At 35.1% G+C, this 22393-nt stretch carries 26 protein-coding genes; 1 reads left to right on the top strand and 25 read right to left on the bottom strand.

Features of this window, described 5'->3' with window-relative positions; translation table 11 throughout:
* Positions 1 to 9: 9 nt before the first annotated feature.
* The 17 genes from IPH11_17725 to IPH11_17645 form a co-directional block, all read right to left on the bottom strand.
* The gene (locus IPH11_17725) at positions 10 to 441 is read right to left on the bottom strand and encodes an Rrf2 family transcriptional regulator (protein ID MBK6915409.1); all 432 of its coding nucleotides are present in this window, start codon (positions 439 to 441) and stop codon (positions 10 to 12) included.
* A 73-nt stretch (positions 442 to 514) separates the two neighbouring features.
* Entirely contained in the window at positions 515 to 991 is a 477-nt protein-coding gene (locus IPH11_17720; GenBank protein ID MBK6915408.1) for a nitrous oxide reductase accessory protein NosL, read from the bottom strand.
* 158 nt (positions 992 to 1149) lie between these two features.
* A complete protein-coding gene (locus tag IPH11_17715; GenBank protein MBK6915407.1) occupies positions 1150 to 2121 on the bottom strand; it encodes a YihY/virulence factor BrkB family protein in 972 nt (323 codons plus the stop codon).
* Positions 2114 to 4336: a phosphoribosylformylglycinamidine synthase subunit PurL gene (gene purL, locus IPH11_17710; GenBank protein ID MBK6915406.1), complete on the bottom strand. Its 2223-nt coding sequence runs from the start codon at positions 4334 to 4336 to the stop codon at positions 2114 to 2116. Before purL ends, IPH11_17715 begins: the two co-directional genes overlap by 8 nt.
* A 20-nt stretch (positions 4337 to 4356) precedes the next feature.
* Positions 4357 to 4845 (bottom strand): hypothetical protein, encoded by a 489-nt coding sequence (locus tag IPH11_17705; protein ID MBK6915405.1) that lies wholly within the window; start codon positions 4843 to 4845, stop codon positions 4357 to 4359.
* Between the two features lie 44 nt (positions 4846 to 4889).
* Positions 4890 to 5579: a ribonuclease H-like domain-containing protein gene (locus IPH11_17700; GenBank protein ID MBK6915404.1), complete on the bottom strand. Its 690-nt coding sequence runs from the start codon at positions 5577 to 5579 to the stop codon at positions 4890 to 4892.
* A 1-nt stretch (position 5580) separates the two neighbouring features.
* The gene (locus tag IPH11_17695) at positions 5581 to 6036 is read right to left on the bottom strand and encodes an acyl-CoA thioesterase (GenBank protein ID MBK6915403.1); all 456 of its coding nucleotides are present in this window, start codon (positions 6034 to 6036) and stop codon (positions 5581 to 5583) included.
* A gap of 66 nt (positions 6037 to 6102) precedes the next feature.
* Positions 6103 to 7125, bottom strand: a complete 1023-nt coding sequence (gene ltaE, locus IPH11_17690; protein ID MBK6915402.1) for a low-specificity L-threonine aldolase — start codon at positions 7123 to 7125, stop codon at positions 6103 to 6105.
* Positions 7126 to 7212: 87 nt separating this feature from the next.
* Positions 7213 to 8901, bottom strand: a complete 1689-nt coding sequence (gene lnt / locus IPH11_17685) for an apolipoprotein N-acyltransferase (protein ID MBK6915401.1) — start codon at positions 8899 to 8901, stop codon at positions 7213 to 7215.
* Positions 8902 to 9510 (bottom strand): DedA family protein, encoded by a 609-nt coding sequence (locus IPH11_17680; protein MBK6915400.1) that lies wholly within the window; start codon positions 9508 to 9510, stop codon positions 8902 to 8904.
* Positions 9511 to 9512: 2 nt separating this feature from the next.
* Complete coding sequence (locus tag IPH11_17675) at positions 9513 to 9998, bottom strand: 2-C-methyl-D-erythritol 2,4-cyclodiphosphate synthase (protein MBK6915399.1); 486 nt, start codon at positions 9996 to 9998, stop codon at positions 9513 to 9515.
* A complete protein-coding gene (locus IPH11_17670) occupies positions 9995 to 10270 on the bottom strand; it encodes an acylphosphatase (protein MBK6915398.1) in 276 nt (91 codons plus the stop codon). The genes IPH11_17675 and IPH11_17670 overlap by 4 nt, the downstream gene beginning before the upstream one ends.
* Positions 10263 to 11171 carry a DMT family transporter gene (locus IPH11_17665; GenBank protein ID MBK6915397.1) on the bottom strand — a complete coding sequence of 303 codons (909 nt, stop codon included), beginning with the start codon at positions 11169 to 11171 and terminating at the stop codon, positions 10263 to 10265. Before IPH11_17665 ends, IPH11_17670 begins: the two co-directional genes overlap by 8 nt.
* A 9-nt stretch (positions 11172 to 11180) precedes the next feature.
* Positions 11181 to 12089, bottom strand: a complete 909-nt coding sequence (era, locus tag IPH11_17660; protein MBK6915396.1) for a GTPase Era — start codon at positions 12087 to 12089, stop codon at positions 11181 to 11183.
* Position 12090: 1 nt separating this feature from the next.
* Complete coding sequence (locus tag IPH11_17655) at positions 12091 to 12417, bottom strand: heavy metal-binding domain-containing protein (GenBank protein ID MBK6915395.1); 327 nt, start codon at positions 12415 to 12417, stop codon at positions 12091 to 12093.
* A gap of 164 nt (positions 12418 to 12581) precedes the next feature.
* Complete coding sequence (locus tag IPH11_17650; GenBank protein ID MBK6915394.1) at positions 12582 to 13100, bottom strand: hypothetical protein; 519 nt, start codon at positions 13098 to 13100, stop codon at positions 12582 to 12584.
* A complete protein-coding gene (locus tag IPH11_17645) occupies positions 13100 to 13666 on the bottom strand; it encodes a sigma-70 family RNA polymerase sigma factor (protein ID MBK6915393.1) in 567 nt (188 codons plus the stop codon). Before IPH11_17645 ends, IPH11_17650 begins: the two co-directional genes overlap by 1 nt.
* Before the next feature lie 214 nt (positions 13667 to 13880).
* Here IPH11_17645 and IPH11_17640 point away from each other — a divergent pair, with 214 nt between their 5' ends.
* Positions 13881 to 14231, top strand: a complete 351-nt coding sequence (locus IPH11_17640) for a hypothetical protein (GenBank protein ID MBK6915392.1) — start codon at positions 13881 to 13883, stop codon at positions 14229 to 14231.
* A gap of 83 nt (positions 14232 to 14314) precedes the next feature.
* Here IPH11_17640 and IPH11_17635 read toward each other — a convergent pair whose 3' ends face one another.
* From IPH11_17635 to IPH11_17600, 8 genes are all read right to left on the bottom strand, one after another.
* Positions 14315 to 14947, bottom strand: coding sequence for a hypothetical protein (locus IPH11_17635; protein ID MBK6915391.1), 633 nt, complete (start codon positions 14945 to 14947; stop codon positions 14315 to 14317).
* A gap of 539 nt (positions 14948 to 15486) precedes the next feature.
* Entirely contained in the window at positions 15487 to 16053 is a 567-nt protein-coding gene (locus IPH11_17630) for a T9SS type A sorting domain-containing protein (protein ID MBK6915390.1), read from the bottom strand.
* Positions 16054 to 16164: 111 nt separating this feature from the next.
* A complete protein-coding gene (locus IPH11_17625) occupies positions 16165 to 16557 on the bottom strand; it encodes a hypothetical protein (GenBank protein MBK6915389.1) in 393 nt (130 codons plus the stop codon).
* Between the two features lie 129 nt (positions 16558 to 16686).
* Positions 16687 to 17850, bottom strand: a complete 1164-nt coding sequence (locus IPH11_17620; GenBank protein ID MBK6915388.1) for a PQQ-like beta-propeller repeat protein — start codon at positions 17848 to 17850, stop codon at positions 16687 to 16689.
* Between the two features lie 257 nt (positions 17851 to 18107).
* Positions 18108 to 18602 carry a T9SS type A sorting domain-containing protein gene (locus tag IPH11_17615; protein MBK6915387.1) on the bottom strand — a complete coding sequence of 165 codons (495 nt, stop codon included), beginning with the start codon at positions 18600 to 18602 and terminating at the stop codon, positions 18108 to 18110.
* Positions 18603 to 19323: 721 nt separating this feature from the next.
* Positions 19324 to 20640: a PQQ-like beta-propeller repeat protein gene (locus IPH11_17610; GenBank protein ID MBK6915386.1), complete on the bottom strand. Its 1317-nt coding sequence runs from the start codon at positions 20638 to 20640 to the stop codon at positions 19324 to 19326.
* A gap of 330 nt (positions 20641 to 20970) precedes the next feature.
* Positions 20971 to 21120 carry a hypothetical protein gene (locus tag IPH11_17605; GenBank protein MBK6915385.1) on the bottom strand — a complete coding sequence of 50 codons (150 nt, stop codon included), beginning with the start codon at positions 21118 to 21120 and terminating at the stop codon, positions 20971 to 20973.
* 10 nt (positions 21121 to 21130) lie between these two features.
* The gene (locus IPH11_17600; GenBank protein ID MBK6915384.1) at positions 21131 to 22393 is read right to left on the bottom strand and encodes a PQQ-like beta-propeller repeat protein; all 1263 of its coding nucleotides are present in this window, start codon (positions 22391 to 22393) and stop codon (positions 21131 to 21133) included.

The raw sequence follows: 22393 nt of genomic DNA, 5'->3' as shown, positions 1-22393 counted from the left end.
TATTTCGTATTACTTTTTAGAAATTTTATCCAAAGTCTTTTGCCTGAAGGCATCAATAGTTTCATCCGCCAGCATATTATAGGCTTGGGTTCTAAGCTTACCCCATTTATCATGGAGGGGACAAGGTTTTTCGGGAGAACATTCAGGAAATCCAAGCACACAACTATTAAATACTTCAAGCCCGTCAATAGCTTCAACGATATCCAAGAGAGTAATTTGGTCAGGGTTTTTCCCGAGCGTAAAACCGCCAACCCTTCCTTTTTTGGAATTGATAATACCGCTTTCGGTCAGGCTTTGTAAAATTTTGGAAACAAATTCTTTGGGGATATTAAGATTGTTTGCAATCTCATCTGAGACTATCAGTCCTTTGCCATTGTGCGCTGCTAAGTAGAGAATCGCCTGGATTCCATATTCACATTTTTTAGAAAATATTACTGTCATAATAATCAGATTAAATTATCTGATTAAAATTAGCACTAAATAACCCAATAAACAAATAAAACTATAATGGAAATTAAAGGCTGGCGGCTAACTGATTTTTTTTAATAAAATCTATTACATCTCTAAAAGAAAGTATCTTCCCGCCATGTTTAGATTGGATTCTTTCAGCAACTTCCTTCTCCTCAACAGCAATAATGTTATTACCCGATGGGCTTTTTATTTTATCGCCCTTATAAAAAATTGCATTTGGCAGGTAAATAAAATTAGATGGTCTGGAGTAATCCACAACCCATCTTGAGTTGATCTGTTTAACTTTAACATCCTTATCAAGTACAGTTTTTATTAAACAGTCAATTGTATCAAATTTTAGATATTTGCCGTTGCGTAAAACTATTTCAGCACCGAAATGCTGATCACTAATAAGCATACCGCATTCGGCACAAACATCAATATTGTAAGATATTTCTACCGGCGCCTTGTAACAACTAAGACTAAAAATTGATACAACAATCGAACAAAAAACAATAGTAACCCTCAAATAATTTTTCATACTTACCTCATTATTTTAGAATTATTTATATTCATTAAGAATGACTCCCAGTACATCCTTTTCAAACTAAAAAATTTTCCTTTCTGTATTGGCGTAGGAAATTTAGAAAGAGAATTAAACAAAAGCAAGAGATAATTTTACCGATTAATAAAAATTGATTACAATTTCTCATCCAAAGATAATTTTCCAATTAAACGCTCATGATACAGCATACCTATTTCTGCACCAATAATAAAAACTATTGAGGAGTAGTAAATCCAAAAAGCCACAACAACTACTAAGGTATAAGTACCATAGATTTTACCCCAGGAAGCTAAATTAAATAAATAGTAACCGAATGCCTGTTTAGCAGTTTCCCAAAGAAGCGCTGCCCACATTGCTCCAACAAGTACTGCTCGTTTCTTAATCTTTACAGTAGGAACTACCGAGTACATTACTGAAAAAATAAAATAAAGAATCGTTAGTGAGAAAAGGGTGGTGAATATTTTCTGAAAAATTCCTAATTGAAAAAAGTGAAAAAGCGGAATTGTTTGGGAAAGATTTCGGAGTATATCCAGGGCGGGGATAATGAAAGTAGAAACAAGCAGCACAACCAAAGCCAGAATAATCAAAGCGAAATCTCTAATTTTACCCAAGACCAAACTTACGTCTTCATCGGTGCCATAAACTTTATTAAGAATAGTTCTTACACTGCTAAAGAACCCGCTTGCTGCAAAAAATAATCCGGTAAAACCGACAACGCCCGCAATATTTTTATATTCAATCACTTCATAAATTCTTTTGAAAATAATATCCTGAACAAAATTAGAATATGTTTCGTAGGGAATGACTGTGTGAATTAACGAGTTAAGCTGCAGTTCGACTTCGGCAGAGTCTAAAAAATTTCCAAGTATCCAAAAGATTATCAGAGTAAACGGAACAATACAAACGAATAATGAAAAAGCCAATCCTCCCGCAAATAAAAAAACATGGTGGGTGTCAATTCGTTTATATAGACCACCAAAATAATGCAGAATGAATATCTTTACTTTGTTATAGTCCGGCTTAACATTAAATAAAAATCTTACTTTTCTGAAAAGTTCATAAACTTCAAATGATTTTATTTTTTTTAGTAATGCTTTTTTATTCATTCATAATTCTGGATATCGTATTAAAATAAATATCTGCAAGGTTTGCTAAACTAATTCTTATTTTTTTATTGATTATTAAAACGTTACTGCCTGTTTTACCAATTAATATAAATGGCTGCTTAGCCTTATTCAAGATATCTTCTGCTGAATTCTGATTTTTTATATCAATACTTATTAAAACCCGAGATTGACTTTCCGAGAATAGAGAAAAGTCAACCCTGCTTTTTATTGGTATATTCACTTCAGCGCCAATCATTTTCTCTCGATTAATTATACAACATTCAGCCAGTGCACAAGCGATACCGCCTTCCGAAATATCATGAGCTGAGTTTATTAATTTTGCTTCAATTAATTCTAACACGGTATTTTGAAGAATACTTTCTGTGGCAAGATTAATTTTAGGACAATCACCGGCAACTTTTCCATGAATAATTTTCAGATATTCGCTTCCTCCAATTTCCTCGAAATCCTCGCCTAAAAGATAGATAAGATCATTTTCATTTTTGAAATAGGATGTGGTAACATTTTTAAGATCTTCAATTAGACCTACCATTCCAATAGTGGGCGTGGGATACACAGCAGCGTTTTGAGACTCATTGTAGAAACTAACATTACCGCCTGTAACAGGTGTGTCGAAATATCTGCAGGCTTCGCCCATTCCGGCAATTGCTTCTTTAAATTGCCAGTACATTTCAGGCTTATATGGATTTCCAAAATTTAAACAGTTTGTAATCGCAAGTGGTTTCCCACCAGAACAGACAATATTTCTTGCTGCTTCAGCAACCGCCAACTTTGTGCCTTCATGCGGATTCAAGTAAACATATCTTCCGTTGCAATCTGTTTTCATGGCAAGTGCCTTCTTCGTACCTTTAATAAAAACGACGGCAGCATCGCAACCAGGACCGACAATAGTGTTTGTCCGAACCATCGAATCGTATTGTTCATAAACCCATTTTTTAGAAACAATATTCGGTGATGAGAATATTTTTTCAAATATTTCTTCAATTGATTTTGGTTCCGGTAGAGATTTAAAATTGAATTTACGTAATTCATGAATGTACTTCGGCTCTATACTTTCACGAAAATAAACCGGGGCACCGCCGCCAAGTACCAAATCGAAAGCCGGCATTGAAGTTTTTTTCTCTCCTTGATAGTCAATTTCTAATAAGCCTTGATCAGTAACTTCACCAATGATTTCACAATTCAAATCCCATTTAGTAAAAACTTCTTTAACTTTTTCTTCATAACCTTTTTTAACACAGCAAAGCATTCTCTCCTGGCTTTCAGAAAGCATGATTTCGTATGCCGTCATCCCTTGTTCCCGCAAAGGAACACTGTCGAGATTAATTTTCATTCCGGAATTTCCTTTTGCACTCATTTCACTTGTAGAGCATGAAATACCTGCTGCCCCCATATCCTGAATGCCGATGAGCCAGCCATTTTTAATTATTTCAAGGGTTGCTTCGAGTAAAAGTTTTTCAGTAAATGGATCACCAACTTGAACCGAGGGTCTTTTTGCTTCAGATTTTTCAGATATTTCTTCTGATGCAAAAGTAGCACCGTGTATTCCATCTCTGCCGGTAGAAGATCCTACAATCATTATTGGGTTACCTGCCCCCTTTGCCACAGCGCTTGCGACGAGATTTTTATTTACAATTCCGACAGCCATTGCATTGACTAATGGATTGTCCTGATAACATTCATCAAAATAAACCTCGCCTGCGACAGTTGGAACACCAAAACTATTTCCATAGTCACCAATCCCACGGACAACACCATCAAATAAAAATCTTGTGCGTGCATCATTCAACGAACCGAATCGAAGTGAATTTAATGAAGCAATCGGACGCGCACCCATGGTAAAAATATCTCGCATAATTCCCCCAACCCCTGTAGCTGCGCCCTGGTATGGCTCGACTGCCGAAGGATGGTTATGACTTTCGATTTTAAATGCAACAGCAAGATTGTCTCCGATATCAACAAGCCCTGCGTTTTCCTCACCCGCGCCAACTAATAGTTTTTTCCCTTCTCTCGGTAATGTTTTTAAAAGTGCTATTGAATTTTTATAACTGCAATGCTCACTCCACATTACACTGAATATCCCCAGTTCGGTATAGGTGGGGACGCGTTTTAATATCTTGAGTATTTTGTTATATTCTTCTTCAGTTAAACCATGTTCTGAAACGAGTTGGAGATTTACATTTTTTTCAATCATTATATGTCCATATTAATTCATTAGAATTTATCTTCATAAAGCAATTTGCCGTTCTGATCATATTCTCTGATAAAAATAATTTTATTTCGTTCGTACTTACTTTCTTTTTGAACTTTACCATCAGGGAAATAATAGTACGAAATTCCGTCAAGCAATCCATTTTTATAATTGGCTTTCAACATTATTTTTCCATCAGGATAGAAAGACAGAAATTCACCTTCCATTTTACCGTTTAAATAATTTCCTTCGGAAGTAATGTTTCCATTGCCATCAATAGTTTTTGTCCAGCCATTTCTAACACCATTTTGATATTGAGTTTCTGATCTAGATTTATCATCATAATAAATGGTTTTCACTTCAATCCCGTCAATATTTTCAGTTTTAACATCTGCCCTTCCAAATGTTTTGTTTGTATCAGCGGGTTGTTCAGTCTTTTCCTGGCACCCTCCTATGAACGGGAAAGATGTAAAAAGTAGAATGATGAATAAAATATGTTTAGAGTTGTTCATTCAATAAATCCCTGTTTACTTAATATGACAAAAAAATTATTTATTTAAGAATTAAGATATTCATTCCATATTTTATACAACTGAAATGTTGCACTAACATCTTTACTGCAATAAATAGCTATCTCTTTAATTCTTCCTGCTTCGTATAAAGATTTAACTTCCATTCCTGTAATATCTTTTGATTTTGGTGAATCAATTCCAAAACTCTGACAATAAAAATCAAGATTGAATTTTCTTGTAACTCCAAAGAATGTAAACTGCTCCAATAAATCTATGTGTCTTGAAATGTCAAATCTATTTTTCAGATAATTTTTTGAAGGTTTAATTTGAAGTAATGCCGAGCGAAGCATCAGAAATGGTACGTCAAAATTTCGACCGTTAAATGTAATTACCTGATCAGCAAATTCTGCAATTCGCCAAAATGATTTGATCATGTTCTCTTCGGAAACACCCTTAAAGTGGATTTGATCATCTTCGGAGAACCATTCTTCTTCAACCTTAGACTCATAGTAAACGAAAGATTTATCTTTCTCAATATCATAAATCCCTATAGAAATAACTTTAGCTGTAAATGGATATAAGGAAGTAAATCGTACTGCCTCGTTAATCATTTCTGCTTTAATCACCTCATCCTTTTCCTTTTCGGCAAAGTGAAGCAGATATTCTCTTTGACTTTCAGTTAAGGATTGAAAAGGGAGTGAACAGGTTTCAATATCAAATACAATTTTTCGCATATTAATTACCGCCTCCTTTTAAAATTGTCACTTCACCCTGGAATGTTTTAATTTTTTGAATAAACTCGTCATCAACGCGAATAGATTTTCTCGAGTTAGGATCAACTCTGACAACAACACCCGATCCATCAACAATTATTTTATCATTTTTTTCGTTTTTAATAATATGATCAAACCCGAAAGACGAATTTTTTATGAAGGATATCCTTGAATAAATTCCGAGTTCATCGTCGTATCGAGCATGATCGCGATAATTTATTTCGTTGCGAACCATAAAAAATATTTTTCCATCAGAAAATATTCCTCTTTCGGGCATCAATCCGGCTGCTTTGATATATTCCAACCTTGCAGTTTCAAAATAGTTAATGTAAACGGCATTGTTGCAGACACCGAGCATATCAACTTCGTGAAATCGTACTCGTGTAATTATTTTGTGATAAAATATTTTTTCTATCATTAAAAAAGTATGGAGTTAGAAATTATTTTCCGGAAAACTTTTTTGTAATATAAGCTGAGAAATAAATTAAATGAAAACTCTTTTTAAGATTTCAATCGCTTTATTAATATCTGTTTTTGAAACATCCAGATGAGTAATTGCCCTCAATGAGTCTATTTTCCCAACCGAAAGTAATAGTCCCTTATGCTTACATTTTTCAACTGCCAACTCAACAGATATTTTTTTTGGCTTGAAGATAACGATGTTTGTCTGAACTGCAGATAAGTCTATTTCGAGACTAGAATTTTGAGAAATAGCACTCGCAAATAATTTTGCTTTCTCGTGATCTTCTTTTAATCTTTCAATATTATTTTGCAAAGCATACAAACCCGCAGCCGCAAGAATTCCAACTTGACGCATTCCCCCGCCCCACGATTTTCTGACTCGATACGCTTCACGAATAAAATCTTTTGTCCCGGCAATGATAGAACCAATCGGTGCACCTAATCCTTTCGAAAGACAGCACGAAACAGAATCAAAATGTGAAGCATATTGTTTTACTGAAATTCCAGTTGCTACAGATGCGTTCCAAATTCTTGCACCATCAAGATGAAAAAATAAATTATACTTATTTGCAAGCAGCCTTAAATTCTTAATTGCTTCGATAGGAATTATAGTTCCACCAGCGCGATTGTGCGTGTTCTCAATTTCAATTACACGTGTGCGCGGCATATAATATGCGCTTTCCGGACGAATCAAAGGTTCAACCTGCTCTGCTGTGATAGCTCCTCCTTTACCTTCAACCGGATGCAACTGAATACCGCTAAGCTTTGCCGGTGATCCGGACTCATAATTAAAAATGTGACAATCTTTTTCACAGATAACTTCATCACCCGGCTTGGTCAATACATTTAAACAAAGCTGATTTCCCATCACACCGCTTGAAACAAATAATGCGGCTTCTTTACCTAAAAGTTCTGCGGCATATTCCTCAAGCTTATTTACTGTGGGATCTTCTTTAAAAACATCATCACCAACTTCAGCATTGTACATTGCTTTACGCATTGCTTCGGATGGGCGTGTTACTGTGTCGCTTCGTAAGTCAATCATTTCTTTCTCTGTTCGTCATCCCTGCAAAGGCAGAAATCAGTTTTTGCACTGACTGGATTCCCGATTCCGCGGGAATGACGGATTAAATTATAATTTAAATTTTTTCTTCATCCATATTAAAATATTAATACCTATAATCCACATTGAAAATGCCATAGAGATAACCGGAACTATTAACGGATATTTCGTATAAAAAGTTTTGTCGGAATTTAATTTTACATCACCGGTTAAATATGTCCGTTTGAATAATTCAGTTTCTTTCTCTGTTATTCCAATTGGATTAATTATGCAACTGACTCCTCCGTTTGCACATCGCACAACAGACCTTCTGTTTTCAACAGCGCGAAGTACGCCAATTTCTTTATGCTGATATGGTCCGCTTGATTTGCCGTACCAGCTATCATTTGTAACAACAGTGATGAATTGTGCACCGCGATTAACAAAACCCGCAACGAAATCCGGGAACACGGATTCGAAACATACTATGCCTGAAAGACTAATTGTATCATTAAGCCTCGGCGATTGGGCTGGCGAACCATTATTTACTGACAGCATTTTAAACACACTGGTATCTTGTCCAAAGTTCCAGCCTGATAAACCCACGCTCCATTTCAGCATATCACCGAGGAACGGAATTTTATCAACATACGGTGTGTGCTCACCAAGAGGGACTAACTTCATTTTCCCATATCGGGATATGCTTTTATTGTAAGGCGAAAACATTAAAACAGAATTGTAGGTTCGATACCAAAAATCGCTTTCAGCACCCTGCTTTGCATCATTGGGGTGATTATCTTTATCAAAATAAAATTCAACATGCGGCATCCCTGTTAACAAGTAAACATTATTTTTTTTAATAAAAGAATAAATCGAATCAACGTGATTACTATATCCTCCATTCAAAAGATAAACAGGTAAAGCCGTTTCGGGCCAAATAAGCAAATCAATTTTTTCATTCACTGCACGCTGCGACAATTCAAAATAGTTTGAAAGGATGGGCTTTAATCCAGTGACTTTCCATTTTTCCCATGGGTCAATATTTGGTTGAATGACACCTACGCGAATTGTCTTGCCATCAAGTTTTATGGTATTTACTCTTAAAGTGCCATAAATAATAACTGCACCAAAAAGTACCCCCGCCATCGAAACCCAATAGGCAGACCTTTTTCTATCTTCCTTAAATAATAAAATACTTTTATAGATGAAGATATTCAGATATAACACTATCAGTGACAGACCTAATGCTCCCACAATATCAGCAATCTGAATAAACAAAGTGAAATAAGAAAGCCCCTGCCCAAGAGTCAACCAGGGAAAACTAAATTCAGTAATTGCCATAAGATGTTCGAGAGTAACCCAAAGCAGAGGAAACAAAAACAAAGCAGCTTTTTCTTTGAATAATTTTCGGGTAAGATAGTACAGCGTGGAGATAATCATATACAATGTGGGTAAGAAAAATAAAAGTGCACCTCCCCCCGCCATTAAAAAAGGATCGGCTTTTGATTGCCAGCTTCCAACCCAATATACTCCAATCACACAAAAAATAAATGCAGTTAAAAACATTGCTTTATTAAGTTCAAGCAAAGTTTTTTTCCTTTCAATAACAAAAAAGAAAGGGATCAATGCAAAGAACATCAAAAACTGAAATGGAAACGGAAAGGGTGGAAACGAGAGACCAAGCATCGCTCCGCTTAATATTAACAACTTTCGATTTTTGTTTCGCTGTTTTTTTTTATCTTGATTGAGTTCTGATTTTTTAAACAAAAATAATTTCATTCATTTCTTCTTTTTCTTTTTAATAAAATATTGAACTGTAAAAACTATAACGAGTACTCCCGAAATAATTAAGATAATATTGCTGTACATAGAAAGATATTTATCAACCGTCGAAATGTTATCACCGAATAAAATCCCCAAATAAATAATTATAAAATTCCATGCGATTGCACTGACAGCGGCAAGTATTAAAGTTCTTTTTATTTTTAGTTCACTCACACCGGCGAAAAACGAAATAACAGAACGTGTGCCCGGCAAAAATCTATTAATTAAAATTACCCGGTAGCCGTATTTATTAAACCATGTCTCTGCTTTTTGTAATGCCTCGAGCGAAATGAATTTTAACTTTCCTGAGCTGATTACTTTTCTATCAAGTTGTGAGCCGAGAAAATACAAAGTCATAAAGCCGGCGATGCTCCCAAAACTTGTAATGAGAAGCGTCGGGACAAAGCTTATCGCTCCCGCACCTACTAACGAACCACCTACAACAACGACTAAATCGCTTGGAGAGGGTGGAAATATGTTTTCAATGTATGAAAAGAATAATAATGATAAATATATCCAGAGTGGACTGAAATCTGAAATACTGCTTAAAATATCTTCGAACATATTTACTTTTTATAAATCAAAACTGTGGCAAAAGCTGCAGCGCCTTCTTCTCTCCCAACAAAACCTAAATGCTCTGTAGTTGTTGCTTTAATAGAGACTCTACTCTCTTCAATATTAAGGATGGAGGAAATTACTGTCTTCATTTCAGGGATGAAAGGAGCAACTTTTGGTTTTTGCAGTGTAAGGATTGAATCAACATTTTCAATTTTATAATTATTCTCATGGATAAGTTTAACAACTTGATGCAAAAGATTTTTGCTATCAGCATTTTTGAATGTTGAATCTGTATCAGGAAAATGCTGACCAATATCACCAAGTGAAGCTGCACCTAATAAGGCATCGGCAATAGCATGTAACAATACATCAGCATCAGAATGCCCAAGTAATCCTTTATCATAAGGAATGGTCACGCCTCCAATAATTAATTTTCTGCCTTCTGCAAATTGATGAACATCGAAGCCAATTCCTGTTCTATAATTATTTTTCATGATTGTATTTCAAAACTTTCAAATTCATTTTTAAATGCCTCCCAGCTTACATTGCAGTTTTTTACTGAAGCGTGAGGAGGTCCTATCTTTATTTTATTTATCATTTCTTTAACAAATATATCTTCACCTTCAACCACAGTCAGAACTTGTCCGGTGTATAAATTTTTTGTGAAGCCTTTTAATTTAAGTGCAATCGCAGTCCGATAAACAAAATATCTAAAGCCCACCCCCTGAACTACACCTGATACAGTTATTATTGCTCTGCTATTCATCTTTAAACTTGTTTTCAAAAAATTCCGACAGAACTAATCCAATGAAAATTATTGCACATCCAATTAAGCCAAAATTAGATATTTTTTCACTGAGTAAAAAGAAAGCAAATACGGCAGCAAATATCGGCTCGATTGAGAATATGATCCCTGCTTTCGTCGGCGAAACTATTTTTTGAAATTTAAGCTGAATAATTGTTGCAATGATTGATGCAAATATTGCAGTATAAATTAAAGATGCAATCACACTTGAATTCAAATCAAATCTGAAAGCCTCTAATTCCGAAATAGAAAAAATAAATGAGAACACCAACCCGCCTAAGCCTGTAATGAGTAACTGCACAAAAACCATTGGCAGATAATAATACCGTTTTGTAAATATATCAACATAGACAACTTGAAACGCAAAGAGAATTGCACAAAGTAAAGTAAGTATATCACCAAAGTTAAAATCAGTACCAAGCTGCTGTATAAAATCTATTGCATTATCACCTTTACTTGCTAGCATTACCAGTCCTATCAAGACTAAAAGCACGCTAACGATGTTGAACCATTTAGGTTTTCTTCTTTCAATAATTAATTGCAACATTGGAATAAAGATCACAAAAGTTCCAGTAATAAATCCTGACTTTGTTGCAGTCGTGATATTCAGACCAAGAGTTTGAGTTGCAAATCCAGAAAAGTAAAACACACCGAGTACAACTCCAGCGAGTATAGTTTTTTTATCAACCTTTAATAAATGCTTATAAACAAAAGGAAGGAACAGCAAAGTTGCAATTATAAATCGTAAGCTAAGAAAGAGTAAGGGTGAGACATCGTTAAAGGCGTTCTTAACAATAGCAAATGTCCCCCCCCAAATAAGTGTATTCAAAAGAAGTGCACCTTCACCGTAATACTTTTTCATAGAATTAGATTACTCTTCGGAAGTATAGCCGAATTGTTTAAGGGATTGATCATCAGAGCGCCATTTCTTTTTAACTTTCACCCGTAAATCCAGATAGACTTCTTTCTGAACAAACTGTTCGATTTCTTTCCGCGCAGAAAGTCCAAGTCTTTTAATCGCTGCCCCTCCTTTTCCTAAGATGATTGCTCTTTGTGTATCACGTTCAACAATAATTTCTGCTTCGATAAAATCTTTTGTCTCATCTCTTTCTTTATAATCAACAACACGCACTTCACAGCTATATGGAATTTCTTCCTGAAATAATTCAAGAATTTTTTCACGAATTATTTCGGAGACAAAAAATCTTTCGTTCTCGTCTGCAATAATATCTTCAGGAAAATATTTTGGATGAACAGGAATAAATTCTAACACTGCCTCAGTTAACTTTTGGATATTAAAACTTAAAGTTGCTGATACAGGAATTATCTGTTCGAATAAATTCAATCCTTCATATTGTTTTATTAATTGCTTTATTTTTCCCTCAGATGACAAATCGACTTTATTAAGAACTAGAATTGCCGGTTTTTTTTTCTTAATCAAGTATTGATTTATTAATTCATTTTCAAGCGTGTGTTTTCCATTTTCAGCATCTGACACATCAATAATAATTATAAGAACATCAGCATCATGAAAAGATAATTCAACAAACTTCATCATCTTTTCTTGAAGCAGGTAACCCGGCTTTAATATTCCCGGTGTGTCTAAAAATATTATTTGATAATTCTCCTCATTCAAGATTCCCAAGATTCTTTTGCGTGTGGTTTGAGGCTTATTGCTTGTGATAGATATTTTCTGTCCAAGCATCGCATTAAGTAATGTAGATTTACCAACATTGGGTAACCCAACAATCGCAGCGTAACCCGATTTGATTTCGCTCATCTTATTCTTCTATCTCTACGGCAGTGCCGGATGCGCTGACCATTAACATATTTCCGCTGCCCCCGCCTATTGTTTCATAATCAAGATCAACGCCAATTACTGCATTGCCGCCGAGTGCTACAGATGCTTGTATCATTTCTTCGATTGCGAGTTCTTTGGCTTTTCTTAATTCTTTTTCATAAGCGACTGACCTACCCCCCACGATATCACGTATGCCGGCAAAAAAATCCTTAAATATGTTTGCACCCATTATCGCTTCGCCGCTAACGAGTCCTAAATATTTTTTTACTCTTTTACCTTCGACTGATGGTGTGGTTGTTACCAACATTTTAGTTTCCTTTTTTTATTTCAAATATACGAAACAGGAAAGTAAATTTAGGAGGGCGGAATCAATCTCTCTGAAAAAGAAGAGAGGCAGTTACAAGTAATAACGCTGATATTCGATAACTAACGGACATAAACAACCACTGAGTTGAAATAATATTCGGTTTTTTAAGAAGTGATATTATTTTTAATTCTCTTAAAAGTCTCGAAGAAATAATATGCACTTCCGAGTATTGTCATAGAAAGTATTGAACCTATTATTGTCATATTAATTCCACTGAATAATTTCTCCAGGGGATTGGTAACAATTTGAGTGTAAGATTTAACAATCGTAAACGCCTCCCCCATTTGATTTGTTGTAGTTGAAGTGGATGCAATCAAGTATAAAACATAGCCCGCTATTGCTATCGAAAACGAAACGAATACGGACGATATAATTCCTATAAAAAACTTCTGTTCATTGCCCGTCTTACTCTTTTTATTTATCCTGAACATTACGGCACGTGTAAAATCCGCTGGCGTTTCTTCAGGTTTTATTTTTGAAAGACTTCTATGAAGTGCTTGTAGAGCGCGTAATCTTTCCAAGTCTTCTTTTGATTTTACGAGTTGTTCATTCAACTCTTCCAATACTTCCGGTTCTAGTTCGCCGTCAATATATTTGTTCAATATTTCTTCTGTTACTTTCATTACAACAACTCCGGTATTAAATTCTTTTTTATGATGATATCCTTAAGAGCGCTTCTTGAACGGTGCAGCATTACTTTTACATTTGACACAGAAGTATTCATCACTTTGCTTATTTCTTCACAGCTCATTTCTTCCATATAAAATAAATTTATCACTGTTGAATAGGATGGTGGAAGTTTCTCAATCATTTTGTTTATCAGTTCGGTTGAATCACTGAACTGTTCTGAAATATTTATACTGTTATCCGCTATATCATAATGCTCATCTATCGAAGTCATCTCTGATTCTATTTTTCTTTTCTTTGAAGATAGTTTTGTCAACGCTGTGTTATAAACTATCCTGTAAAACCAGGTTGAAAATTTTGCATCACCATTGAAATTATTTAACGCCTTGTATGCTTTCAAAAAACAATCCTGCAAAACCTCTTCAGCATCAGAATCGTTACGCAGCATTCTTTTCAGCATTGAGAAGGCTTTGTTTTTATATCTATCTATCAATAAAGCAAAGTCGTTTTGATTTCCTTTAAGGACGGATTCTATTACTTCGATGTCGGTGATGTTTTTCATTTTCCTATTAGACTTATAGAAACTATGACCGGTTACAACGACAAATATACAATCTTCTTTCCTTGATAGGAAGGAAAGAAGGTTTACCAGAAGTGACTTTAGCCCTTAACTAAAGAACGAGTAAAAAAATAATTTGTAACCTGTTTGCTTTATCCTTTGTCTTATCTATCAGAAGAAATAAAAATTTATTTAACTTAAAATAAGGAGCAATAAAATGAGAGAAGAAGTAATTGCGGTTTTTATACCGATTGTATTTGCAGTGGTAACTGGATTGGTTTTGGTCACTGTATTTTATCTTCGTTCTAAAGAAAAGCAAGCATTGATTGACAAAGGTTTATCAGCCGAGGATGTGAGGGAATATTTCCGCGAAAAGAAAGACCCTTATGTAATGATGAAGATAGGTATTGTGATCCTATTCTTCGGGCTTGGTTTAGGCTTTGGATTGATGCTTGAAGATAATACAACAAAAGAATACTGGGTGCCGTTCTCTTTGTTCACATTTTCAGGGATGGGGTTTATTCTTGCAAATATTCTTTCGAGGAAAATGAACAAACAAGTTGAATGAGTAATTTATATTCACTAAACAAACCTTCGAGGTTTTCCTAACCCTCGAAGGTTTCTAATTAAAATTAATGAATTCAAAAAATACTACCCCTTCTTGTCAACCGTAACCTTTAGGATGGGCGATTTCTTTCCAACCTGGACATCGTCAATTACATAAATTAAATAATACTCTCTTTCCTCAGGCTGATCGGTTAGGTTGGGGCGGGGATCAAGCATAGGACTTATACTATCGGTCCCGATAAAAATAAAATCTTTTTCGCCTTCGCGTCGGCAATACGCATTCACTCCGCTGGCAATTCCTTTCTTATAAAATAATTTTACAATCCTATTTGCATCCACCTCTGCCTTAAAGCGCGGCTGCATATTGTTCCTATCCGGCACAGGCGCATCAAGCTCGACTTGTAAACTTTCTCCTACTGCAAGGGTGTAGGCACTGCTCGCCTTCATAATTTTCACAATTGACCTTACCCCACCCACTTCGGAGATGGCGTGCTTGCGTTTCAATTTCACTTCGGCGACTTTGGCGTGGTAGGTTGCACGCAGACTTATCATTTCGGTGTAAGCGGTCAGGTAATCGTTAAGACGGTTTGTTAAATCGGTAACGGAGGGGGCAGAAATTCCAAGCCCGGGGGCAAGCGTGGGAAAGTTTGTCAGAAAAGATTTAACCCACGTGAAAAGTTTGGGCTTTAATTTTGGTATATAGTCCTGCTTTGGCATAAAAAATCCTCATTAGTTTAGTATTAACGCACACAATTTATAAATACTGGCAGATAATATTAAGTATTATCTAAATTATTTAATATTTTATTTGAAGTATAATAAAAAATACTTAAGTAATTCTAATTATTACTCAAATATTTTATTCTATTATACAAATAATAATAAATAATATATAAGTTAAATATATTATTATTCAAGTAATATATAGATTTATATAAATAATACTATTTATTATTTTAATAATTCTTAATAATATTTAGATAATAGATAATATTATTTAGATATTTCATATTATTATTCATATAATTTATTAAATTATTTAGATTTGATAACATCTTTGACACCCAGAAAGTACTAAACCGTACAAAAAACGAATATTAGAGTACGGATAAGATAAAAAAGGACACAGTTAAGATAAATTCCGCGGTTGGGAAGGAGAATTAGCACACCTTTGATGACTTCCGATAAAAAACCTCCAGAGTTTTCCTAAACCCTGGAGGTTTTTCTGGCGACGAACTTCTGTATAAATGAAGGCGTTATTTAATCAGCGACATCTTTTTCGTGCTTATAAAGTTACCTGCTGTCAATGCATAATAATATATTCCACTGGAAAGTTCGCTTGCATTAAAATCTATTTGATAATTACCCGGCTCTTTCTGCTCGTTTATTAACGCCTCAACTTCATTTCCAAGCACATCATAAATCTTCAATGTAACAAAAGCATTTTCCGGAATTGAATAGCTGATGCTTGTGCTTGGGTTGAATGGGTTGGGGTAATTTTGGGATATACTAAATTCGTTAGGTATCTCAGCTGATTGTTTATAAAATACTGCTTGTGTACTTACATAGTTTGTTTTATCCGATTGAACAGTTCCATCCCATCCAACTACATAATAATAAGCATATTGATAGCCTGGAATAATTAGAACAGCATAATCTACATAATCAAAGGTTGAAGAGCTTACGGTTGTGATCAAGGAATAATTCAGAACTTGAGGATTTCTGGGGTAGTTACTAACTGCTCTGTAAATTCTGTATTGGGTAGTATTAAAAGTAGGATGAGGTCCCCAAACAAGATGGGGGTGATTACCCGATGACGGAATTAGAGCAAGGCAATTTTGCCAGTAGCTTGGGAAATAATTGGTATAAGGCGAATGTGTACTTTTGTTTTTGATATCCCAATAACTAGAATAAGCATTATTATTTAACAATTGCTATGTTAATGCACCATCTATACTGAGAGAACAGGTAGTAGTGGGGGCATCGTATAATATCCAAATGTCATTTCCTCCTGTGCTATTACTATTAGGTGAGGGTGTCCCATCAGGCCTAGTGCGTAATGGATAATCACAATCTCTGTAATCAAAATAATAAACGGTTGGGAAAAATTCACAATAGTTATTATAAACTTCTAAACGATACAATGAATAACCAATAGTATGTTGATTAAAGGAATTTCCACCGGCAATATTATTGCCGTAAGCCCAATTACCGATCGTATTGCCAGTGATCAAACATTCGCCTGGATAATAAACATCATGATATTCATTAGTTAATTGAAACTCCCAAAGACCTAAACTTTTCCATACTGCCCCTTGAGCAACCATTCTGAATCCTACACTTTCGCCGGCATTCAAACCTTGAATGATTATAAAAATCTCGACGTCGACTGGCCAAGCAAGACTTTGGGTAAAATTATCTTAATTATTTTTTATTTTTTTCATTTTACTTTTTCTTCATTTTATGATATATGCAATATTTGATTCTTCAGTGGGTATGATTAGTCTATTAAATGCTATTGCCGGAGAAGAATTAGTGATCCACCCGGTGAATGTAGAAATAATAGAATATTTTAGAATTCCTGCTTTATCAATACAGAATAATGAGAATCCTTGTGAAAATAATTCAGAGGAAATTGCATAAATATTCGAATTAAAATCACACACCAGGGAATTGGCGGCAACAAATCCATTCAGAGGAAAACTCCAATTTAGATTTCCGCTATAATTTAAAGAATGAAGTGTATCAACCCCATAAATTAAGTTTCCATTCACATCCATCGTAAAAGCACTATTAATATTTTTAATATCTCTATGATACCATCGGATAAAACCATTTTGATTGAGCGAGTATATTCCGAATATATGTTCATTATCGACATATTGATCGGTATATAAATATATATTTCCGTCTGAATCAACAAGGAAATCCGAGCCACTAATTATTGAACCAAATTCCCATTTAACTTTTTTGTTCTCAATATCGATAGCGACGACAGATATTTGATTGCCAGGTAAATATATCGTATTACCATCCGGAGAGAATGTTGGCGAGTTCCAGCCCATCATTCTTTCGTCATTCATTGTCCATAATAGTTTCCCGTACTTACTTACTGCATAAAGAGTGTGCTCCTCGCTATCACAAAAATACAGTGTACCATCTCTCCCAATATTCATGCCTCCACTATTTTTAGCATGTACTGGAAGCACCCATTTTATAGTACCATTGTGATTTATTGCTTTGATCGTGTCGGAGTATAATGCGTAAATAGTCCCATCATTTCCTATAATTGGGGTTGAAAGTGTTTCTGAAGCAAATGAAATTTTCCATTTAAGATTACCGAAGAATGAATAGGCTTTAAGTTCGTACTGACAAGCAAAATAAATAGTTGAGTCCCCATTAATGACAATACCAGTATTTGAAAAAACATCGTCAATAATTTTTTCAATGACACCAAAGGTTGGGCCTACAATGTTACTTCGCCCAGTATTTTGTGGGTCATGATGTTCCATAGGCCAGGGGCTACCGGCAAGGCTGGGCCAGTAAATATCTTCCTGATAGCCGGGGGGTTTGGGCGGTTCATTTGGGGCGGTGGGGTTTTGCTCGCAGCTTGTCAACATCACTGCAAATACAACACAAGTAAGTCTAAAGATAAAATACTTTAGGGGCCGAGATTTTTGAACAGAAGCTTTATTGCTGTCATTTTTTTATCCCTTAAATATTTTTGTTTGTAATTTATGGATAAAGCTTGCCATTGTCAACTAATAAAAAAGGCTGCCCATTTCTGAGCAGCCTTAGAACAATTAATTATATTCAAAAGACTCCCCTCTCCTTTGGAGAGGGGCTTGCCCCGCTTAGCGGGGTTCGGGTGAGGCTTTTACTTCACCAGGATCATCTTCTTCGTGCTTGTAAAATTTCCTGCGGTTAATGTGTAATAATAAATTCCGCTGGAAAGTTCGCTTGCATTAAAGTCTATTTGATAATTGCCCGACTCTTTCTGCTCGTTAATTAAAACCTCAACTTCATTTCCAAGTACATCATAAATCTTCAAAGTAACAAAAGCATTTTCAGGAATTGAATAGCTAATACTTGTGCTTGGGTTGAAGGGGTTGGGAATATTTTGAGATAATTCAAAATCCATAGTCTGATTAACTTCGAAAACATTTTTTTCCTCGTTAAAATAAAATCTTATTTTTTGAATATTCGATGGCTCATCAGGTTTGCTTTGGAACAGCGCAACAACTTTGTATTGGAGTAACTCACCATTCTGGTTTTGAGTAATATCGAGTGATAAATCTGTGTAAGAAGTAACACCTGAGCTTACAGTTGTGCGCAATTTGAACTGACCGGCATATCTACCCGAAAACATCATTCTCCAAACTTGATAGTTTGTAACAATATCATAAGCGGGATCGGGCTCCGACCAGTTTAATTGAACATGGTTCTGCTGGTTTATAATTACATTTTCTAACTGAGGAAATATTATAGATTCAAAATCTTCTACACAATGTGAATCACATTCATTAGCTTCCCACCAATTCAATACTTCATTCTGTGTTAATTCAGTATACTGAGTATTGGGTGTAGGTATGCCGTATGCCCAAAAAGTTTTGCCAAGATTATTATCATATTTAATAACAATATCACTCGAGTTACAGCCTCCAATTCCAGATCTACCATACCAACAATCCCTATAGTCTATATAAAAATGGAAATAATCAATCCACTCACCCCCATTAAAATATTGAATGGAAAATTTATACAATCCTAACCAAAATTTTCCATAATCAGAATCATCATTAAAGCATATTTGAAGTCCTAAATATCCACCGCTGTTATTGCCTGTAACCTCTTCTAATGCTATGGTATTCCTTTCGTTAGGAACGTGAAAATAGTTGGAATAACTATCCGTACAATAGACTTCACCCAAAGGATCCAATCTGAATCGCGTTACATCATATTCTCCAAATCCAGTTGTAAGCGTAAAGATTTCTAGTTGAAATTCTGATTCTTGTGATAGAATTTGAAAAGTTGAGGCAAACAATAAAACAAGCAGGTAATATCGAAATTTAAAAACATCACACTCTCCTGTATTATTTAATTACAAAAAATCTATATTGTTTAAATGTTGGAACAAAAAGTCTTCTATCATTATTTAGTGCTGGTGAAAGACCAAGTACATCTCCAAGTGGAGAAATTGATGATATCGGTACTTTCCATAAAAAATTGCCATCACTATCTACCGCAATAATTTCACTAAGTGCATACGATTCCACAGTAGAAACGCTAATATAAACTGTTCCATTTGCATCGCATATTAAAGGTGACGCTGTAAAACCATTCAAAGGGATCTTCCAGTTTAACTGACCCAAATAATTTAAAGAATAAAGAGTATCAAAGGCGAAATAAATATTACCCAACTTATCAATTGTTCCTTCTGCATAGCCATAGGATTGATCCATTTGAGGATTGTTGTGCGCGAATGACCATTTGACACTTCCATCCGGTTTCAAACAAAATAGAGAGTTGATGCCATTATTGAAATCCGGTGAGGCAGATTGTATATATATATTTCCCTCATCATCAACAATTGGTGCAGCATACAGAGTTTCGGTTCCGAATGTCCAATTTATAGATTGAGATTGGATATCAAATGAATACAACGAAATTGATTTACCAAGTATATACAGGGTCCTACCATCAGGAGAAAAAGAAAGGACGGAACCAAGACCGCTGAAGAAATCATCATTTTTGAAAGTCCATTTTAAACCCCCATTATGGTCGAGAGCAAACAACTCTTTATTCACAGTTATAAAATAAATAGTTCCATCTAAACCTAAATTTATTCCTGTTTGATAAATTGAACTCTCAGGATGAAATTCCCATTTAATACTACCATTGGGATTAATTGCATAAATTGCACCATATAAGCCACCTGTAAAATAGATAGTGCCATCTGCTGCCGCTAATGGTGTTGAGACATCATATGAAAATATAATATCCTCAGGTACACTAAGTTTCCAATTTAATTCACCTTTGGGGCTGAACGAAAAAAAGCCGTTATGAGCACTTGATTGTGATGGTAAATATATTGACGAGTCTATCCCAATGGAGATCGAACTCATAATGATTACGCTATCAACAATCCACTCAATTGTACCGATACTAGGACCAAAATATTTACTCCTGCCTGTACTCTGAGGATCGTGATGATTCATAGGCCAGGGGCTATCTGCAAGGCTGGGCCAGTAAATATCTTCCTGGTAGCCGTAAGGTTTTGGCGGTTCGTTTGGGGCGGTGGGGTTTTGTTCGCAGCTTGTTAATATCACTGCAAAAACAACACAACTAAGACTAAAGATAAAATACTTTAGGGGCCGAGAGTTTTTGAACAGATGATTTTTTACTGTCATATTTTTATCCCTAAATATTTTTGTTTGAAACTTAAGCACAAAGAAATGAAATGTCAACTAATAAAAAAGGCTGCCCATTTCTGAACAGCCCTGGAACAATTGATTATATTCAAAATAATATTCGGGACTTTGTATTGTGTATACCTTATATAATCCATACCCTATAACAGGGTATTCATAGCCTTGTGAACTGCTACCGCCGCTATTAGATATAATAAAATGCCATCCTCCGTTACTTGAAGTCAACATATTACCTTATATGAAAAACTTTGTAATAATAATATCATCACCATCTACGGGGTCTATAATATTGATGTTATGATTTTGGTCTCATACGATTGATTGAGCATCGAAGTGATATTCAACTGGAGCAGAATATATATTATCCTGCTGCCAAACATAGATTTCTACTGGAGGGGGTAGGAATTCTTGAGCCGATAAATTTATTAACATAAAAAAGAACAACAAAATTAATTTCATTTAGATGCCTTTAATTTATTATAAAGATTTCCTTCGATTTCCATGATGGTATTAAGACCTTTCCTCCATAAGAAATCGCGGGTGATCCTCCGGTAATTGTATTCAAATCAGTTGTAGTAATTTGATTCCCCGATTGATCAAATTTATATATTTTATTTATCGTTGTCACGAATATATTGTCATTGACATCTACAATAATTGGAGTCCAGTTTGTAACATCCAAACTTTTTTTCCATTTCTGATTTCCATTATAATCCACTTTGTATAAGGTATCTTCGGCAAAATAAAAATTACCGTATCTATCCAATGCTCCCCCCGAATTATTGATTATGGGAATTGAATGATCTTTTTGGTAATCATAATCCCAGTGTATTTCACCCTTTTCAGAAATGCAAAACAATGAAGGACGTGATTCGTTAATGTCTTCAATCGAACAGAAAATATAAGCATCCCCCCCTGAATTTATTACTGGAGGCGCAAGTAATGGAGTTTGCCCTATTTCCCATTTAATCTGTTGGCTTATAATGTCAAATGCTACTAAGGATACAGTATTTTCTCCCGGAATATATAGAGTTTTTCCATCCGGAGAGAAAACAGTAAATGACTGAGTACTGGTTCCGAACTTTTGATTACTAACACTCCAAATTAAATTCCCATATAAATCAATCGCTTTAAGTTCATTGTTTGAATTAACAAAATAAATTGTTTCGTCTAATCCAATACTTATACCACTTTGCCAAATTGGATAAGGATCTTGATATATCCATTTGATTTTCCCAGTAAGATCAATTTGATATAGTAACCCTTCTTGTGCGGCTATGGAATAAATATACCCTCTTGCGGATATGGCAGGAGTTACAAAGGATTCATAATCTCCTAATTGTATATTCCATTTTTCAATTCCTTCCTTTGTGAATGAACGAATAACGCTCGGATATGAAGTAACCAAATAAAATGATGAATCAGGTGATACCGAAATACCGGTTTGAATAAAATATTCCTCTAATTCTGCCAATATGTTACCAACTATGAAACCACTGATTTTACTCCTCCCCGTATTCTGCGGATCGTGATGGTTCATAGGCCAGGGGCTATCGGCAAGGCTGGGCCAGTAAATATCTTCCTGGTAGCCGGGGGGTTTGGGCGGTTCATTTGGGGCGGTGGGGTTTTGCTCGCAGCTTGTCAACATCACTGCAAAAACAACACAACTAAGACTAAAGATAAAATACTTTAGGGGCCGAGAATTTTTGAACAGAAGATTTATTACTGTCAT

It is taken from the genome of Ignavibacteriales bacterium, from assembly GCA_016709155.1.
Taxonomy (GTDB): domain Bacteria; phylum Bacteroidota; class Ignavibacteria; order Ignavibacteriales; family Ignavibacteriaceae; genus JADJEI01.
The sequence above is the reverse complement of the archived record's forward strand: the minus strand, read 5'-3'. Positions and strand labels throughout refer to the sequence as shown.

Bases quoted from the DNA above. Each gene is read 5' to 3' on its own strand.
- IPH11_17720 (MBK6915408.1), bottom strand. From the start codon at position 991: ATGAAAAATTATTTGAGGGTTACTATTGTTTTTTGTTCGATTGTTGTA.
- IPH11_17655 (MBK6915395.1), bottom strand. From the start codon at position 12,417: ATGTTGGTAACAACCACACCATCAGTCGAAGGTAAAAGAGTAAAAAAA.
- IPH11_17695 (MBK6915403.1), bottom strand. From the start codon at position 6,036: ATGATAGAAAAAATATTTTATCACAAAATAATTACACGAGTACGATTT.
- IPH11_17610 (MBK6915386.1), bottom strand. From the start codon at position 20,640: ATGACAGTAAAAAATCATCTGTTCAAAAACTCTCGGCCCCTAAAGTAT.
- IPH11_17605 (MBK6915385.1), bottom strand. From the start codon at position 21,120: ATGAAATTAATTTTGTTGTTCTTTTTTATGTTAATAAATTTATCGGCT.
- IPH11_17615 (MBK6915387.1), bottom strand. From the start codon at position 18,602: ATGATGTTTTCGGGTAGATATGCCGGTCAGTTCAAATTGCGCACAACT.
- IPH11_17705 (MBK6915405.1), bottom strand. From the start codon at position 4,845: ATGAACAACTCTAAACATATTTTATTCATCATTCTACTTTTTACATCT.
- IPH11_17635 (MBK6915391.1), bottom strand. From the start codon at position 14,947: ATGCCAAAGCAGGACTATATACCAAAATTAAAGCCCAAACTTTTCACG.
- IPH11_17645 (MBK6915393.1), bottom strand. From the start codon at position 13,666: ATGAAAAACATCACCGACATCGAAGTAATAGAATCCGTCCTTAAAGGA.
- lnt (MBK6915401.1), bottom strand. From the start codon at position 8,901: ATGAAATTATTTTTGTTTAAAAAATCAGAACTCAATCAAGATAAAAAA.
- IPH11_17650 (MBK6915394.1), bottom strand. From the start codon at position 13,100: ATGAAAGTAACAGAAGAAATATTGAACAAATATATTGACGGCGAACTA.
- IPH11_17670 (MBK6915398.1), bottom strand. From the start codon at position 10,270: ATGAATAGCAGAGCAATAATAACTGTATCAGGTGTAGTTCAGGGGGTG.
- IPH11_17715 (MBK6915407.1), bottom strand. From the start codon at position 2,121: ATGAATAAAAAAGCATTACTAAAAAAAATAAAATCATTTGAAGTTTAT.
- IPH11_17700 (MBK6915404.1), bottom strand. From the start codon at position 5,579: ATGCGAAAAATTGTATTTGATATTGAAACCTGTTCACTCCCTTTTCAA.
- IPH11_17640 (MBK6915392.1), top strand. From the start codon at position 13,881: ATGAGAGAAGAAGTAATTGCGGTTTTTATACCGATTGTATTTGCAGTG.
- IPH11_17600 (MBK6915384.1), bottom strand. From the start codon at position 22,393: ATGACAGTAATAAATCTTCTGTTCAAAAATTCTCGGCCCCTAAAGTAT.
- era (MBK6915396.1), bottom strand. From the start codon at position 12,089: ATGAGCGAAATCAAATCGGGTTACGCTGCGATTGTTGGGTTACCCAAT.
- IPH11_17680 (MBK6915400.1), bottom strand. From the start codon at position 9,510: ATGTTCGAAGATATTTTAAGCAGTATTTCAGATTTCAGTCCACTCTGG.
- IPH11_17665 (MBK6915397.1), bottom strand. From the start codon at position 11,171: ATGAAAAAGTATTACGGTGAAGGTGCACTTCTTTTGAATACACTTATT.
- purL (MBK6915406.1), bottom strand. From the start codon at position 4,336: ATGATTGAAAAAAATGTAAATCTCCAACTCGTTTCAGAACATGGTTTA.
- ltaE (MBK6915402.1), bottom strand. From the start codon at position 7,125: ATGATTGACTTACGAAGCGACACAGTAACACGCCCATCCGAAGCAATG.
- IPH11_17620 (MBK6915388.1), bottom strand. From the start codon at position 17,850: ATGTTGACAAGCTGCGAGCAAAACCCCACCGCCCCAAATGAACCGCCC.
- IPH11_17675 (MBK6915399.1), bottom strand. From the start codon at position 9,998: ATGAAAAATAATTATAGAACAGGAATTGGCTTCGATGTTCATCAATTT.
- IPH11_17725 (MBK6915409.1), bottom strand. From the start codon at position 441: ATGACAGTAATATTTTCTAAAAAATGTGAATATGGAATCCAGGCGATT.
- IPH11_17625 (MBK6915389.1), bottom strand. From the start codon at position 16,557: ATGGTTGCTCAAGGGGCAGTATGGAAAAGTTTAGGTCTTTGGGAGTTT.